Source organism: Alistipes sp. AF14-19, assembly GCF_003461645.1.
Classification (GTDB): domain Bacteria; phylum Bacteroidota; class Bacteroidia; order Bacteroidales; family Rikenellaceae; genus Alistipes; species Alistipes shahii.
The window spans coordinates 125,468-142,214 of record NZ_QTXM01000004.1 but is presented as its reverse complement, the minus strand read 5'-3'; the positions used below and the strand labels follow the sequence as shown (position 1 = coordinate 142,214).

Below are 16,747 nucleotides of genomic sequence, written 5' to 3'. Positions count from 1 at the left end.
GATGAAGAAGATGCTGATAGTGGCCGCTCTCGCGGCGGTGCTGCCGCAGTTGGCTGCGGCGCAGGTCGAAAAGCAGGTCGAAGTGACCAAGGCCTATGTCCCGAAGGTGGAGAGCGCCTCGAAACTGGCCGTCCAGCCCGATATGACCGACACGGCGCGCATGCGCCCCGAAATCGACTACACCATTACGCCGCTGTCGTTGCGCACGACGCTCTCGCCGCGTCCGATCCGCCCCGCGACGGTGACCTACTGGGAGTTCAACCGCCCGCTGCCCTTCTACCTGAAGGCCGGGGCGGGGTATCCGCTCAACTCGGTGCTGGACTTCTACGCCTCGTCGCAGAATCCGTCGACGGGCTACGTCGTGGGGTACGTCAACCACGAGGGGCGGTACGCCGATATTAAAAACGATTTCGGGGTGAAGAACAATTCGACGCGGATGTTCAACCGCATCGGGGCCGCCGCGGGCAAGTATTTCGGCCGGCACATCCTCGAAGGCGACATTTACTACGACAACCGGATGTATCACCGTTACGGGGCCTGGGCCGACGGAGACGGTGCGGGCCTCGGGATCGGGGGGATGAACGACTACGGCGATGCGAACGTCGCGGTGCGTTTCGGAGACAATTTTCAGGACCTGAGCCGCACGAACTTTGAAATAGCCCTGCGCGGGGGGATGTTCTTCGACCACTCCGAGTGGCCGGATTACGGCGACAAGGCCCGGCAGACCGCACTCGGGGCCCGGGCGAAGATCGCCCGGGGATTCGGCCGCAGCAGGTTCTCGCTCGAAGCGGGATACGAATTGCGGTCCGGGCAGAAATCGCTGGAGGGCAGCAGCCAGCAGCTGATCCACGCCGCCCTGCGCTACGGTTTCGCCGGCGGGGTCGTGCGCTTCGACGTGGGGGCCGACTACTACCGCGACCGGACCGAGTTCGAAGGAGAACCCTCGAACCTCGTGAAGAGTGAAAATTATGTCATTCCTTTCGCCCGGCTCGATTTCAATCTCGGAACGCCGGGGCTGAAACCCTTCTTCGAGGCCGACGGCGCGGTGACGCCGAACGACTTCCGGGCGCTGACGCTGGAAAATCCCTATGTCGCCTCCTCGACGTGGCTCGACAAAAGTTCCGTGGACTACAATTTCCGTCTCGGACTGGGCGGCAGTCTCTGGCGCAGCCGCTTCGACTACCGTGTCTACGCCGGGGTGTCGGTCCGCGACAACCATCTTTTCTGGACCACGTACCGGAGTTTGTCGGACGATCCTGCTTTTTCGGAGGTTTTTCAGGGCGTTCTGGTCCCTGTGATGGCGCGGCAGACCGTCACTTCGTTCAACGGCGAGATCGAGTTTCGGCCCGTGAGTGCGCTGAAATTCGACCTGGACGTGCACGGCTATCTCTATAACGACGAGACGGATCTGAAAAACGGCGCTCCGTCGTTCGCCGGGAACGTGGGCGTCGCCTACGAGGGCCGCAAGGTCTCGTTCGGGGTGAAGGCGCTGATGCAGGGCGTGCGCCGCTGGACGGTGATCGACCTTTCGGCTACGACCGACGCTTCGGAACCGGTCTGTGGTCCGTCTTTCGAAGCGCCCTTCGGCGTGGACCTGCGGGTGAATTTCGACTGGAAGGTTTCGGGCCGCGTGACGCTCTTCGCCGAGGGCCGCAACCTCGTCAACCGCCGCCTGTACGAATACCCCTGGTATCCCGAACTGGGAGCCAATTTCACGGTGGGCGTCAAGGCCAATTTCTGAAACCGTTTCCGCCGGGAGCGGTTTTCCGGAACGGGGGCTTTTTCGAAAAGCCCCCGTTTTTTTGCCCCTCGCGAAAGACGACAATTCGTTTAATTGATGATCATTTTCGGCTGTCGGGAAGAACCGACCGGAAATTTCGCTATATTGGAGCGAATTTAATTCACACGACTATGAAACATACAATGCCCGAGCTTCCCTATGCACCGGAAGCGCTTGCTCCGAAGATGAGCAAAGAGACCTTCGATTACCACTATGGAAAGCATTTGCAGACTTATGTGAACAACCTGAACAACCTGATCGCGGGGACGCCTTACGAGGAGATGCCGCTCGACGAGATCGTTCGCAAGGCCGATGGGGGCATTTTCAACAATGCCGCCCAGGCCTGGAACCATACCTTCTTTTTCCGGATGCTGACTCCCGCGCAGCAGCCGATGCCCGCGAAACTGGCCGCCAAACTCACCGAGGCGTTCGGTTCGGTGGAGGCTTTCAAGGAGCAGTTCACCAAGGCCGCCGTGGGGCTGTTCGGCTCCGGATGGGCGTGGCTGGCGATGGACAAGGCCGGGAAGCTGTCGATCGTCGCCAAGCCGAACGCCGGCAACCCGATGACCGACGGACTGCGTCCGGTGATGACCGTGGACGTTTGGGAGCACGCCTATTACATCGACTACCGCAACCGTCGTCCCGATTTTCTGGCGGCGTTCTGGGAGCTGATCGACTGGCAAAAGGTCGCCGACCGCTGCATCCCGAAGCGGTACAAGTGCACGGCCTGCGACTACGTCTACGACCCGGCGAAGGGCGATCCCGAGACGGGCATCGAGCCGGGGACGCCGTTCGAGGAGATTCCCGACGACTGGACCTGCCCGATCTGCGGACTCTACAAGACTGACTTCGAGGCTGTCGAGGAGTAAACGAAAAACCTCCGCGTGCAAACGCGGAGGTTTTTTTGTGCCCGGGTCGCGGGAACGGATCAGAAGACGAACTTTTCGATTTTCAGTTCGCCCAGCTGTTCCAGACGCGGCACGAGGGTCGTGAAGTGCGACGCCTGTTCGTGGGCCGCGAGGGCCTTTGCATTGCTCCAGGTTTCGCAGATCATCAGCACGTCGCTGCGCGTGGCGCTTTCGAACAGGTCGTAGGCCACGCATCCCTCGTCCTTGAGCGAAGCGGCTGCCAGCTCCTTGGCTGTGCGCACCAGTTCTTCGCGGTTGCTTTCCGTCGTGCGGATAAATACATTGAGACGTATCATTGGTTTCCAGTTTTTTGGTTTTGTCGTTTTGCAAATATAACGAATTTTTCGGTGACGGTGCGCCGTCGGCGGAAACAAATTGTCGACTTCCCCGGAAATCCCGCCGGAAGTCCCGCTTCTGCGGCGTCGGGGAGGAGTCCGCGAGGGAACCGTCCGGCGGCTGCGGGGTGCGAGTTGCCGGAATTTTTTGTATCTTGTGCCTTTAACCGCATTAATTATGGAACTGAACGACAAGAAATTCGCGGTGCTGGTCGATGCCGACAACATCTCGCACCGCAAGATAAAGGATATTCTGGATGAGATCGCCAACTACGGCACACCGACGATAAAACGCATTTACGGGGATTTCACCAATCCGAAATTCGCCGCCTGGAAAGAGGTGCTGCTGGAGAACTCCATCACGCCCATTCAGCAGTACGCCTATACGACGGGCAAGAACGCGACCGATTCGGCGCTGATCATCGACGCGATGGACATTCTGCACAAGGAGGGCGTGGACGGATTCTGCATCGTGTCGAGCGACAGCGACTACACGCGCCTGGCCAGCCGTATCCGCGAATCGGGCCGGGAGGTGCTGGGGTTCGGCGAGAAGAAGACGCCGAAGCCGTTCATCAAGTCCTGCGACAAATTCATCTACGTCGAAATCCTCGGGCAGACGCCGCCGGAGAAGGCGGCCCCTGCGAAGAAAAAGGCGGACGCGAAAAGATCCGCCGGGGCCGAAGCGCCTGTGGGTCCGGCCGCCGAAACTGCCGGGGAAAAGAAACCGTCGCCGGATGCGGGGCACGCCTCGACGATCATCCGTCCGTTCGACGACGAATTCCGCACGCTGCTGGAGAACACGATCGACGATGCCGCCGACGACAGCGGCTGGGCCTCTCTGGGCGACGTGGGCAGCGTGCTGTCGAAGAAGATGCCGGATTTCGACCCCCGCAACTACGGCTACAAGAAACTTTCGCTCCTGGTCCGGGCGCTTTCCGATGCCGTCGACATGAAGACGGAGCAGCAACGGGTCTACGTCCGCAACCGGGTGGGGTAGGGCTTTCCGTATTTCGGGAGGGATCAGAGCGGGCCGAGGCTCCCGCGGGCGGCTTCGTATTCGGCGACGAGACGGCGGAGGATCTCGCCGGCCGGCGGCAGGTCTTCGATGAGCGCGGCGATCTGTCCGATCTCCAGTTCCCCTTCGTCGAGGTCGCCTTCGAAAATCCCCCGTTTCGGGCGTCCGCGGCCGATCAGGGCCGACAATTCTTCGGCGTCGGCGCCGCGCGATTCGGCCTCCTCGACCGTGCGGCAGAAACCGTTGCGGATGAGGCGCGTCGGGATCACCTTTTTGAGCGTCAGGATCGTGCCGCCCTCCTGTACCTCTACGCACCGCCGTTTGAACGCCTCGCAGGCCGAACTCTCCCGCGACAGCGCAAAGCGCGTCCCTAACTGGCATCCTTCGGCGCCCAGGGCGAAAGCGGCCAGCATGCCGGCCCCCGTGGCGATGCCTCCCGCGGCGATGAGCGGCAGGTCGACGGCCTGCCGCACCTGCGGGACGAGGGCCATCGTCGTCGTCTCCTCACGGCCGTTGTGACCCCCGGCCTCGAATCCCTCGGCCACCACGGCGTCCACACCCGCTTCGCGGCTCTTGAGCGCGAATTTCGAACTCGACACCACGTGCGCCACGCGGCAGCCTGCGTCGTGCAGGCGTGCGGTCCAGGTCGCGGGGTTGCCCGCCGAGGTGAAGACGGCCGGGACGCGCTCTTCCGTGATGACGTCCATCAGTTGGGGCGCATAACGGTAGGCCAGCGGCACGTTGACGCCGAACGGCCGGGAGGAGGCCGCACGGCATTTGCGGATGTGCTCGCGCAGCAGTTCGGGGGTCATCGAGCCGGAGCCGATCAGCCCCAGCCCGCCGGCCTCGCTGACGGCGGCGGCCAGCCGCCAGCCGCTGCACCAGACCATCCCGCCTGCGACGACGGGGTAGCGGATGCCGAAAAGGGTCGTGATTCTGTTTTCCATCGTTTTCTGGTTTTCTGCGGGATTAAGATACAATTATTTTTCCAAAACGGGAGCGGATGTTCCGGAAGGTATGCGCAAAAAAAAGCGGCGCTTCGACCCGTCGGGTCAAAACGCCGTTATGAAAAAAAAGGGTGAGCTACTTACATCGCACCGCTACGACCACATACCCTTGCTCGATTCCTCGCCTGGGGGATTCTGTAGGAGCTGGTCGTGTAAGACTCACCCGGGCACAAAAGTAGGAAAATTTTATATCTTTGCAAAAAAAAACTGAAATGCGTAAGAAAATATTAGGTTGGGGTCTGCTGGCGGCGTTCGTCCTGACGGCCGGCGCAGGGCTTGTCCTGCGGCAGCAGTTCTATGGAAATGCGGTCGTTACGGAGCGGGACCTCTACGTGAGCGCCCGGGCCGAATACGGGCAGGTCGCGGACTCGCTGCTGCCGCAGATCAAACACCGCCGGGCTTTCGACGCCTATGCCCGGAGGATCAACCTGTCCGAAACCTTCAAGCCCGGGCATTACGTGCTCAAACACGGCATGAGCGTCATCGAAATCGCGCGCATGCTCAAGCTGGGGTTGCAGACCCCCGTGCGGGTGACGATCAACAACGTGCGCATCCCGGCCCAGCTGGCGCAGAAACTCGCACGGCAGATCGACGCCGATTCCACGGCGATCATGCAGGCGCTGACCTCGGAGGAGCTGGCCGCGGAGGTCGGATTCGACAGCGTGACGCTCTTTTCGATGTTCATTCCCGACAGCTACGAGTTCTACTGGACGGTGACGCCCGGGGAGTTCGTCAGGCGCATGAAGCGCGAGTACGACCGTTTCTGGACTTCCGAACGCGATGTAAAACGCAAGCGCAGCGGATTGAGCCGGCTGGAGGTGATGACGCTGGCTTCGATCGTCTACGAGGAGACCCGCAAGAGCGACGAGATGCCCCGCGTGGCCGGGGTCTACGTCAACCGCCTGAAGAAGGGCATCAAGTTGCAGGCCGACCCGACGGTGAAGTACGCCATGCAGGATTTCGGCCTGCGCCGCATCCTCTACCGCCATCTGAAATACGATTCTCCCTATAATACGTATGTGAACGAGGGGCTGCCGCCCTCGCCGATCTGCATGCCCGGAAAGAACGCCATCGACGCCGTGCTGAACTACGAAAAGCACGACTATATCTTCTTCTGCGCACGGCCCGAATTCGACGGTTACCACAACTTCGCCAAAACCCTTCGCGAGCACAATAAGAACGCCCGGGCGTACAGCGACGAACTCAATCGGCGTAAGATTAAATAATTTTCGTATCTTTGTCATCCCATGCTTGCGAAGATATACGAACAGAACCCCTCGGAGAAGGAGTTGCAGCGCGTCGTAGACGCCCTGGAGCGGGATGAAATCATCATTTATCCCACCGACAGCGTCTATGCCTTCGGCTGTTCGCTGCGCTCGCCGAAGGCCATCGAGCGGCTGCGCCGCATCCGGGGCAAGAGCGAGGAGAAGTTCACCGTGGTCTTCGAAAACATCGCCCAGGTCGCGGAGTACTGCCGGGTGGACAATGCCGTTTTCCGGATTCTGAAGCGCAATCTGCCCGGGCCGTTCACCTTCGTGCTGGCGGCTTCGGCGCGCATTCCGGACAAGGCGCTCGAACGGCGCCGCACGATCGGCGTCCGCATTCCGGCCAGCCCCGTCGCGCGGGCCGTGGTCGGGGCGCTGGGGTGTCCGATGATCACCACGTCGGTCAAGGACGACGACCAGGTGGTGGAGTATACGACCGATCCCGAGCTGATCCACGAGCGTTACGGCCGCGAGGTCGCGCTGGTCATCGACGGAGGCATCGGCGACAACGTCCCCACGACGGTCGTGGACCTGACGGGCGACGGGCCGGAGATACTGCGCGAAGGCAAGGGTGAACTGCAATGAAGAGGGGGCTGATGCCGCCGCGCGGCAAGGCTGGCGCCTCGGAGTGTTAAAAACAAAATAGAAAAATGGAGAAGAAGAATTTCTGGAACGAAGCCGCGAAATACGGCGTGATCATGGCTCTGGTCGCGATCCTTTTCGACGTGCTGGGCTTTTACGTGCAGAACACGCTGCTGTCCCTGCTGTCGCTCGTCATTTTCGTCCTGCTGCTGGGGTATTTCACCAAACGCCGCGCGGAACGCTTCGGAGCCAGGGGATACGGCTACGGGCAGTGTCTGGGTTTCATGGTCAGCGTGATGCTCTGCGCCGGGTTTATCGAGGGAGCCTTCATGGGCGTCGCCTCCAACTGGCTCTTTGCGGCCAGATACGAGGCGATGATCGGTCCGTCGATCGCCATGCTGGAGAACACCGGGTTCTACACGGGCGACCAGATCGAGATGATGATGAAACTGATGCGTTCGCCGCTGGTGCAGCTCTTCAGCGGAATGCTCGCCTCGGCTATCAAGGGCGGCTTTTTCGGTCTGTTTATTGCTGCCTTCACCAAGCGTGATCCCGACGTTTTCTCGGAAGGCACTAACCGATAAGGATGGATAAACTGAATATATCGGTCGTCGTGCCGCTCTACAACGAGGCGGAGTCCCTGCCCGAACTGGCGGCATGGATTGACCGCGTGATGCGCGAAAACGGGTTTTCGTACGAGCTTATTCTGATCGACGACGGTTCGTCGGACGGCTCGTGGGAGGAGGTCGAACGGCTCAAGACGCAGTATCCGGCCATTCGGGGCATCGGTTTCGCGCGCAACTACGGCAAGTCCGCGGCCCTCTACTGCGGATTCGCGGCTGCGGAAGGCGAGGTCGTCATTACGATGGACGCCGACTTGCAGGATTCGCCCGACGAAATCCCCGAGCTGCGCCGCATGATCCTCGAAGAGGGCTACGACCTGGTCTCGGGGTGGAAAAAGAAACGCCACGACCCGATCGGCAAACGCTGGCCCAGCAAATTCTTCAACTGGACGGCCCGGGCCGCGTCGGGCATCCGGCTCCACGATTTCAACTGCGGGCTGAAAGCCTACCGCCGCAAGGTGGTGAAGGCCATCGAGGTCTACGGCGAGATGCACCGCTTCATTCCGTTCCTGGCCAAGCAGGCCGGGTTCGGCCGCATCGGCGAGAAGGTCGTCGACCATCGCGCCCGCAAGTACGGCAGTTCGAAATTCGGCCTCGAACGCACGGTGAAAGGGTATCTGGACCTGATCACGGTGCTGTTTATGACGCATTTCGGGCGTTCGCCGATGTACTTCTTCGGCAGCCTCGGAACGCTGATGTTCCTCATGGGCGGCGGCACGACGGTGTGGATCATCGCCGAGAAGCTCTGGAAGCAGAGCCACGCCCTGCCCCTGCGGGCGGTTACGGACCAGCCGCTGTTTTATCTGGCGATTTTGGCCGTAATTCTCGGCGTTCAGCTGTTTTTGGCCGGATTTTTGGGCGAGCTGATCAACAGAGGGTCTTCCGAGCGGAACAAATACCTGATCGACAAAACTTTGTAAATGATGATACAACGAATCCAAACGCTTTATTTGCTGATCATTGCGGCGCTTATGGCCGTGACGCTCTTTTCGGGGCTGGCGTGGTTTGCGGGTGACGCCGGCGAGTTCGGGCTTTACGCCTTCGGGTTGAAAACCGCCGAAGGGGAGCTTGTCCAGTCCACCGTCTATATGGGCGTCCTGCTGGCGCTGGCCTGTGCGCTGCCGCTGGTGACGATTTTCCTGTTCCGTCGCCGTTTGCTGCAAATACGCCTCTGTGTGGTGGAAATGGTGTTGCTGTTAGGCTCGCTGGTGATGGAAGGCGTCTATTACTTTTTGAGCTGGCGGGTCTTCTCCGACCTGACGTTCCATACGCAGGGCTTCAAGCCCGCCATTGTGCTGCCTCTGGTCTGCCTGCTGTTTGCCTATTTGGCGGCCCGTGCGATTTTCCGCGACGAACTGCTGGTGCGCGCAGCCGACAGAATACGCTGATCGAGCGGATACTGCTGACCCGGAGTATGCCCGAGCGCATGTTCCGGGTCTTCTGTCCCCGTCGGCGAACTGCTGTTCGGACGGAAAAGGGTTGCAATTCGGACCGATCTGATTATTAAAAGAATATTACAAACCTTTGCAGGTCCGGAAAATAATTTTAACTTTGAGGCATAATATTGTCATTATGTAGTGAATTTAAAGAATTTTGGCTACAAACAATACATTTTTTAACTAACACTCAACTCTATGAAAGTAGTAAATTTTTGGAAGACATTGTTCTGTGCAGCGCTGGCCGTGACGGCTTTTAGCGCATGTTCGGACGATGACGAAGAGGGCGGTTATTCGGGCATGCCCGAAATTACCGTGAACGGCGGCGAGTCGGTGACTGTCGCCGGGAAACTCGAGGGCGGCAAGCTCGAACAGACGGTCGAGGTCGTTTCGAAAGGCGACTGGACCCTGACATTCAAGAACCCCGGGGATTCGCAGTGGGTTACTCCCAGCGCGATGTCGGGCAAGACCGGTACGACGCAGCTTACCTTCACGCTGGGTCAGGCTTCGGGAGAGCGCAGCGCAATCCTTGTTCTGACCGCCAGCTCCAAGGTCGAGGGCTTCCCGCTTACGGACGAGGCTACGATCACGGTCGTACAGAGCGACAGCGATGTTCCGACGGGTAACGCTCTTTACAGCGAGAACTGCGGCACGAAGGTCGAGAAAGTCGATGGCTACTGGCCTTATGTGGACAAGTTCGAAGGTTGGACCCGCGGCGGTTCGCTCGATCAGAAGGCCGTTACTTACACCGGCAACAGCGCTTCGGTAGCCAACAGCGGCAAGGTTTTCGATCCTGCCGAGGATGAAACGACGGTAGTTACGGGTCCTCCCTATGTTTCGATGAACAAATCGACTTCGGTTTTCAACATCAATGACATCAATATCGCATCGAACACCAATTTCACCTTCACGTTTACTGCCGCTCAACAGATTAACTATTCCAATGGCGTAGTGCTGGGCGACATGACGGATGAAACGATTCGGTTCTCGGTGTCTACCGATGGTTCGAGCTATGCTCCCGTTGCTCTGAAAGTCAAAAAAGTCGCTTCCGGCTACTGGTATCTCTGCACCGCCGAATTCAAACTGCCCGCCGGTGTTTCGACCGACAAGATCTGGGTTCGTTTCGACGGCTATGCAGGACTTGAAAACCACGGTCTGCGTATCGACGACTTCAAACTTTATGAAGGCGGCAACGGTTCGGAACTCGTCGTTCCTTCGGTGGATTATACGAAGGGTACGGTTGCCGAGGCTATCGCAGCCGGAGCCGGCAAGAACTACGAGGTCGCCGCTACGGTCGTAGCCATGCACACGCAGGGTATCCTGATCGGCGATGCGTCGGGTGTCATGCTGGCGTTCCTTGGCGAGGCTCCTGCGGTAGCTGTTAACGATGCCGTTACCGTTAAGGGAACGACCGAATTGCGGAATGGCGTCATTCAGTTCGGCAAGGAGGGTCTTTCGGTCGCCAAGACCGGCACGGGCAGCTATAACACGCCTGCTCCCGAGGTAATGGACGGCACGGCTGTCACGGCCTATATCGCAACGGCCTTGAAAAATAAGGCTGTGTACAAGTATGTGAAATACAACGGTGAGTTTACTGTCAGCGGCAGCTATTACAATGTCGTTATCGCCGGTACGACCACGAAAGGCTCTGTTGCCTATGGCAAATCGGAGTGGGCGTCGTTTAATGGCAAACCGGTGACTGTCGAAGGCTGGCTGCTGGGCGGTACGGCCAACTATCTCCAGACGATGGCTACGTCGGTGACGGTCGATTCTTCGACGCCGATTGTTAAAATCTCCGCTCCCCAGCAGTTCGCTGCAACCTCTCCCGTGGCTCAAACGCTCAACTATACGGTTACCAACACGACGGCTTCGGCTGTAACGTTCGCAATCGAGGGTACGAATGTCGACAAGTTCTCGCTCGGCGCCAAGACTGATAACACCATCGTCGTAAGCGCGAAAGGCGACAACACGGATAAGACAGCCTATACGGCCAATCTGGTTGCCAAAGTTGCCGGTGCGACGGTTGCAACGGTTGCTCTGAAGCAGGCTGCGCCTGCGAGCGGTGATGAGGGACCTGCTTATCTTTGGACGTTGGCGTCGGGTGATATGACTACTGCTGGCGGAACTGTAACCAAAGGTGAGCCTGCAATGGAGTGGACTTCATCTGCTGTAGGTTATATTGGCTGGGATCAGAATTATGGAAAGGGTGTTCAGTTTGGATCCAGTAAAAAACCTGTAAATGGGACTTATACGCTTTCAACAACAGCTTATTCCGGAAAAATAGCTAAAATTGTCATTAACGCCTCTGTTGGCAGTGGTGGTGATGGTAAATTGACGGTAAAAGTCGGTGGTACTCAAATTGGTGAAATAACTACGCTGGTATTGAACGCTACGGATTATACGTTTACTCCATCTTCGCCGGTTTCGGGTAATATTACGATTGAGCTAACAAATACAGTCAAGGCAATGTATTTGAAGTCTATTGCAATTAATCCTGCCGAATAATTCTAACAGTCGAGGAAACCGACTTGTAAAACCAACCACTCTTGGCGGGGATAACTCCCCGTCAAGAGTTTGGTTTCTAAATGGGTCTGCGGACCAAATGTTATACTTTATTCTGAATGATGTTGAAAATTAAACAGATAGGCATGCTGCTCGTGACGATGTCGGCGATGCTTGTCCTGTTTGCGGGATGCGGCGACAAGGACGACGGGGGCGACAAGGAGTCCCTCGCGACGCTCGTTGCAGAGACCGTGAGCAGTTCAACCACAACGAACAAGATTTCGACCCAAGGCCCGTCGGGCATCACCTTCGAGGCGACGATCGTCTCGCAGGGCGGGGATGCGGAGTGGTGTTCGTTCGATTTGAATAAGCAGGTATCCTCCGCCGGCGGAAACGTCGGGGACCCGGCCTACCTCTATTTGGACAAAAACAATTCCGACGACGACCGCACGGCGCGGATCGACGTAACCTATACCAACGGTTATTCCACCTCCCTGACGCTGACGCAGAGGGCCGCGGGCTTCATCGACTACGACCGTTCGTGGGGCGAACAGCCCGAATATCGTTCCGACGACGCTTATATCTATAAGACCTATTATGCGACGTTTGTGAGCAATCAGTTCTTTCCGGGCGGAAAACTGCGCAACTATTCGGTATGCTACGATGTCGACCGGCATATTTCGCATTGGGTGGCTTATCCGATCTTCAAGAAGGTCTACGAAACGCCCGTTTTGAGCCGGGTCAACGATTTCAATTACGATCCCAATGACCAGCTGCCCGTGATTCCCACCCGCGACCAGCAATACATCGGGACAGGCGGCAACGGCCGCGGTTACGGTGCATGGGGTTACGACCGCGGGCACATGCTTCCGCAGGCTTCGCGTTACAACAATTACGAGCCGAACCGGATGACTTACTACGGCACCAACATGATGCCCCAGAACAGCACGCTGAATCAGAATATCTGGGCCTCGCTGGAGGGCAAAGTCCGTGGCTGGGGAGGCTTGCAGACCTACGATACGCTCTATGTGGTGACGGGAGCCGCTTTCAAGAGCACGAAGACCATCGACAATGCCAACGGACCGATCGCCGTGCCGTCGCATTGCTGGAAAGTGCTGCTGCGCCAGCGGGGCAACCAGAACCGGCAGATCTCTCAATTCAAGGCGGATGAACTGAAAGCCATCGGCTTCGTGTTCACCAACGATGACGCCGGAGCCGCCACGTCGATCGAATCGGCTGTCCGTTCGGTGAAGGAGATCGAGGAGCTGACGGGCTTCAAGTTCTTCCGAAACCTCGACCCGGCCGTGGCCGATGCGGTGAAAAGCCAGAAGAACCTCGCCGACTGGTAGGGATTATGATACAATGAATTGAACCTTAACAACAAAAATCGTTTATGAAGAGAATCTTTTTGACAGGACTGTTTGCCTCGCTGATCGCGGTGGCATGCTTCGCGCAGAAGCCCTACAAAGTGGTCTTCTACAACTTCGAGAACCTGTTCGACACCATTCACGATCCCGGCGTCCTCGATGAGGAGTTCACGCCCGAAGGACCCAAGAAGTGGAACTCGGCCAAGTACACCAGGAAAATCGGGAACCTCGAACGGGTGTTGTTCGACATCGCCGCCGAGGATAAGGATTATCCCGTGGTGATCGGCGTTTCGGAGATCGAGAACCGCTCGGTGATGGAGGATGTGATCGCGCAGCCGAAACTCGCGCCCGGCAACTACCGCATCGTGCATTACGATTCGCCCGACGCACGCGGCGTCGACGTGGCGTTCTACTACCGTCCCGACGTTTTCAAGCTGGAGGGAAGCGCCGCCATTCCGTTCAAGATGCCGGAACTGCCCAACTTCAGGACGCGTGATTTCGTCACGATGTGGGGCACGATCGACAGCGAGCCGTTCTTCTTCCTCGTGAGCCACTGGCCTTCGCGTCTGGGCGGCAAGGAGGCTTCGGCCCCCAAGCGTCTGGCTGCCGCCAAGCAGGTGAAGCACATCGTCGACTCGGTGACCGCCGCCAACCCGGCCACGAAGGTGGTCGTCATGGGCGACCTGAACGACGATGCCACGGATGACAGCATCGTCGAGGGCCTCAACGCCAAGGGCAAGATCAAGGAGGTCGGCAAGGGCGACATGTTCAATCCCTTCATCGGCCTGCTGAAAGCGGGTTACGGCACGCTGGCTTACCGCGACGAGTGGAACCTGTTCGACAACATCATCGTTTCGGAGAACCTCGCCACCGGTTCCACGGGCAGTCTGAAAATCCAGCCCGCCGGCAACTCGAAGTTCTACGGCGGCATCTTCCGCCGTCCATACATGATCCAGAAGGAGGGCCAGTACAAGGGCTATCCGCTGCGTACGTTCGTGGGCAACGATTTCCAGGGCGGTTTCAGCGACCACTTCCCCGTATATATCTACATCGCCAAATAAACACTCTAAAATATTTGTATGAAACTCAAAGTTCTACTTATTCTGATGCTCGCCGCCGTGACCTTCACGTCCTATGCGCAGGACGGAGGCATCCGCGGTAAGGTGGTTTCGCGCAACGGTCGCGTGGCCTTGAGCAATGTACAGGTGAAGATCGAATCGCTGGGTCTGACGGCCATGACCGACAAGGACGGCAACTTCATCTTCGAGAATCTTCCTGCGGGCAGCTACACGGTGCTCTTCTCTACGCCCGACTTCGAGGACCTCAACCTGATGGTCCGCGTAGGCGATAAGCATGTGCAGGACCTCAAGTCGGTGATCATCGTGCCGTCGGGGCAGAGTGCGGTTCTGGACGACGCCGTTTTCGCCGAATTCGACAGCGACTCCTCGTCGTCGGACACGCAGGCGCTGCCTTCGTCGCTCTCTTCGTCGAAGGACCTCTTCAACAACATCGCATCGTACCGTTTCAGCGAGATGCGTTTCAACGTCCGCGGCTACGATTCGCAGTACTCGGACATCTACCTGAACGGCATCCGCTTCAACGACGCCATGACGGGCTACGGTCCCTGGTCGCTGTGGAGCGGACTGAACGACGCGACGCGTAACCAGGAGAACTACACGGGCCTCGAAGCGTCGGATTTCGGCATCGGCGGCATCGGCGGCATGACCAACGTCAACGCCCGCGCCTCGCAGATGCGCAAGGGATTCCGCGTGAGCGTGTCGAACGGCAACCAGATGTACCGTTTCCGTGCGATGGTTTCCTACGGCTCGGGACAGTTGGACAACGGCTGGTCGTACGCCTTCTCGGTGGGAACCCGCCAGGGCGGCAACGGCTATGTGGACGGCGTTTACTACAACTCCTATTCCTATTTCGCTTCGGCCGAGAAGCTTTTCGGACAGAACCACCGCCTTGCGTTGACGCTGCTGGCTTCGCCTTCGGAGCGCGGCGCGCAGCAGGCTTCGACCGACGAGGCTTACGCTCTGTTCGGCAACAACTACTACAACCCCAATGTGGGTTACCAGGCCGGCAAGCTCCGCAACTCGCGCGTGCGCAACACCCACGAGCCGATCGTGATGCTCAACTATACGTGGGACATGTCGGAGAACACGCGCCTGAACGCCGCCACGTCGCTGCGTTTCGGCAGGAACGGCTATTCGGCCCTGACGTGGAACGCCGGAGCGGACCCCCGCGGCGACTACTACCGCTATATGCCGAATTCGGATAAGACGCAGATCGTGCCGGGCATAACTACCGACGAGACGATCTATTTTTACGCGATGGATGGCGCCATAGCGAAAGGTGTGTGGGACGGTATGCTCGACTACGACAAATTCTTCCAGACGAATATGCGGAATATCGACACCGATCCGGTGCTGTCCAAACTGATGGGCAATAACAGTCGTTCGAACTACATGATCGAGGAGCGTCACACCGACCAGCTGGACTACAACCTGGCGGTCAACGTGCAGCATAACATGCGCCACAACATGCGCATCGTCGGCGGCGCCAACCTGCGCGTCAACCGCACGAATTACTACTCGGAGATCAAGGACCTGCTGGGCGGCGACTATTGGTATGACATCGACAAGTTCGCCGAGCGCGACATGGCCAGCGCCGAGGCTTACCAGAACGACCTGGATTACTACTGGGCTACGGGGCACGCCCGCATTGCCCGTGTCGGCGACAAGTACGGTTACTACTACCGGGCGCACCTGCTCGAAACCAATGCCTGGGCCAACTACACGTGGGGCATCGGCGGTTTCTCGCTGGGCGTCTCCGGATCGGTCGGCTACTCGAACATGTACCGCGAGGGCATGTGGCGCAAGGGATTGTTCCCCAACGATTCGAAAGGCGATTCGAAGAAACTCGACTACCTGACCTACGATGCGAAACTTGCGCTGGGCTACAAGTTCTCTGGAGCGCATTCGATCGAGGCCAATGTGGCTTACATGCAGCAGGCGCCCAAGTTCGCGACGGCATTCGTGTCGCCCCGTACGCGCAACACGACCACGCCGGGGCTGAAGGCCGAGAAGATTTTCGCAGCCGATCTTACCTATAACCTCAACCTGCCCTACATCAAGGCGCGTCTTTCGGGATACTATACGACGATCGAGGACCAGTCGAAGGTCATCTCGTTCTACGACGATACCCGCAGTTCGTTCACCAACTTCGCCATGAGCGGTATCGACAAACGCTACTACGGCGTTGAGTTGGGCCTTTCGGTTCCCGTATGGAACGGCCTCTCGGTCGTGGGTGCCTTGAGCTGGGGCGACTATACCTATACGTCGAATCCCAACTTCGTGCAGACGGTTGACAACGTGGACAAGATCGTACTGAAAGATAAGGTCAACTGGGACGGTTATCATGTGGAAAGCTCGCCGCAACTGGCTTTCAACATCGGTCTCGACTACCGCGGACCGCGCAACTGGTTCGCCGGTGTGAACTTCAACTACTACGACAACATCTATCTTTCGATGAACCCGATGTACCGTACGGCTACCGCCATTAAGTATTATACAAATGTGCTGACTTCCAATACGGCCACCAATGCGCAGAAGGCATCGGCCCTCTCGTCGATCAAGACCCTCCGCAAGCAGGAGAAGTTTGACAGCGCATATACGTTGAGCGCCAATATCGGCAAGAACTGGTATATCCACCGGGTCTACATGCTGGGCTTCAGCCTCGAGGTGAAGAACATCCTCAACGATCAGGACATCCGCACGGGCGGTTACGAGCAGATGCGTATGAGCAAGGTCCGCGGCGAGGGCGGCGAGCAGATTTACGGCCGCTTCCCCTCGAAGTATTTCTACCTGTTCGGTACGACCTATTACCTGAATGTCTATTTCCGTTTCTAATCGCGCAAAGCAT

General features: G+C 58.2%; 14 protein-coding genes and 1 other RNA gene. 12 read left to right on the top strand and 3 right to left on the bottom strand.

The window, feature by feature from the left end; all coding sequences use genetic code 11:
* Nucleotide 1 precedes the first annotated feature (1 nt).
* Both DWW03_RS05755 and rd read left to right on the top strand, forming a co-directional pair.
* Nucleotides 2-1,741, top strand: coding sequence for a hypothetical protein (locus DWW03_RS05755; RefSeq protein ID WP_022061470.1), 1,740 nt, complete (start codon nt 2-4; stop codon nt 1,739-1,741).
* 170 nt (nt 1,742-1,911) lie between these two features.
* Entirely contained in the window at nt 1,912-2,649 is a 738-nt protein-coding gene (gene rd, locus DWW03_RS05750) for a rubredoxin (RefSeq protein WP_162852210.1), read from the top strand.
* Between the two features lie 59 nt (nt 2,650-2,708).
* On the opposite strand, the gene DWW03_RS05745 is transcribed toward rd, so the two are convergent.
* The gene (locus tag DWW03_RS05745) at nt 2,709-2,984 is read right to left on the bottom strand and encodes a putative quinol monooxygenase (protein WP_015547815.1); all 276 of its coding nucleotides are present in this window, start codon (nt 2,982-2,984) and stop codon (nt 2,709-2,711) included.
* A 217-nt stretch (nt 2,985-3,201) separates the two neighbouring features.
* On the opposite strand from DWW03_RS05745, the gene DWW03_RS05740 reads away from it, so the two are divergent.
* Complete coding sequence (locus tag DWW03_RS05740; RefSeq protein ID WP_022061472.1) at nt 3,202-4,020, top strand: NYN domain-containing protein; 819 nt, start codon at nt 3,202-3,204, stop codon at nt 4,018-4,020.
* Nucleotides 4,021-4,043: 23 nt separating this feature from the next.
* Here DWW03_RS05740 and DWW03_RS05735 read toward each other — a convergent pair whose 3' ends face one another.
* Nucleotides 4,044-4,985 carry an NAD(P)H-dependent flavin oxidoreductase gene (locus DWW03_RS05735; RefSeq protein WP_118406469.1) on the bottom strand — a complete coding sequence of 314 codons (942 nt, stop codon included), beginning with the start codon at nt 4,983-4,985 and terminating at the stop codon, nt 4,044-4,046.
* A 126-nt stretch (nt 4,986-5,111) separates the two neighbouring features.
* An RNA gene (gene ffs, locus DWW03_RS05730) (signal recognition particle sRNA small type) lies at nt 5,112-5,210 on the bottom strand.
* Between the two features lie 47 nt (nt 5,211-5,257).
* Between ffs and mltG the strand changes: the two genes are divergently transcribed.
* The 9 genes from mltG to DWW03_RS05685 all read left to right on the top strand — a co-directional run bounded on the left by mltG (nt 5,258) and on the right by DWW03_RS05685 (nt 16,734).
* Nucleotides 5,258-6,271 carry an endolytic transglycosylase MltG gene (gene mltG, locus DWW03_RS05725; protein ID WP_022061102.1) on the top strand — a complete coding sequence of 338 codons (1,014 nt, stop codon included), beginning with the start codon at nt 5,258-5,260 and terminating at the stop codon, nt 6,269-6,271.
* Between the two features lie 21 nt (nt 6,272-6,292).
* A complete protein-coding gene (locus DWW03_RS05720) occupies nt 6,293-6,895 on the top strand; it encodes an L-threonylcarbamoyladenylate synthase (RefSeq protein ID WP_015547812.1) in 603 nt (200 codons plus the stop codon).
* 65 nt (nt 6,896-6,960) lie between these two features.
* Entirely contained in the window at nt 6,961-7,476 is a 516-nt protein-coding gene (locus DWW03_RS05715) for a DUF4199 domain-containing protein (RefSeq protein WP_118406468.1), read from the top strand.
* A 2-nt stretch (nt 7,477-7,478) separates the two neighbouring features.
* Nucleotides 7,479-8,435 (top strand): glycosyltransferase family 2 protein, encoded by a 957-nt coding sequence (locus DWW03_RS05710; protein WP_022061100.1) that lies wholly within the window; start codon nt 7,479-7,481, stop codon nt 8,433-8,435.
* A complete protein-coding gene (locus DWW03_RS05705; protein WP_015547809.1) occupies nt 8,436-8,903 on the top strand; it encodes a DUF4293 domain-containing protein in 468 nt (155 codons plus the stop codon). It begins immediately after the preceding gene.
* 246 nt (nt 8,904-9,149) lie between these two features.
* Complete coding sequence (locus DWW03_RS05700) at nt 9,150-11,456, top strand: BACON domain-containing protein (protein WP_118406467.1); 2,307 nt, start codon at nt 9,150-9,152, stop codon at nt 11,454-11,456.
* Nucleotides 11,457-11,572: 116 nt separating this feature from the next.
* The gene (locus DWW03_RS05695) at nt 11,573-12,802 is read left to right on the top strand and encodes a DNA/RNA non-specific endonuclease (RefSeq protein ID WP_118406466.1); all 1,230 of its coding nucleotides are present in this window, start codon (nt 11,573-11,575) and stop codon (nt 12,800-12,802) included.
* A 44-nt stretch (nt 12,803-12,846) separates the two neighbouring features.
* Nucleotides 12,847-13,881, top strand: coding sequence for an endonuclease/exonuclease/phosphatase family protein (locus DWW03_RS05690; RefSeq protein WP_015547807.1), 1,035 nt, complete (start codon nt 12,847-12,849; stop codon nt 13,879-13,881).
* 18 nt (nt 13,882-13,899) lie between these two features.
* On the top strand, nt 13,900-16,734 hold the full coding sequence (locus DWW03_RS05685; RefSeq protein WP_181989605.1) for a TonB-dependent receptor: 2,835 nt from the start codon (nt 13,900-13,902) through the stop codon (nt 16,732-16,734).
* The last annotated feature ends 13 nt before the right edge of the window (nt 16,735-16,747 follow it).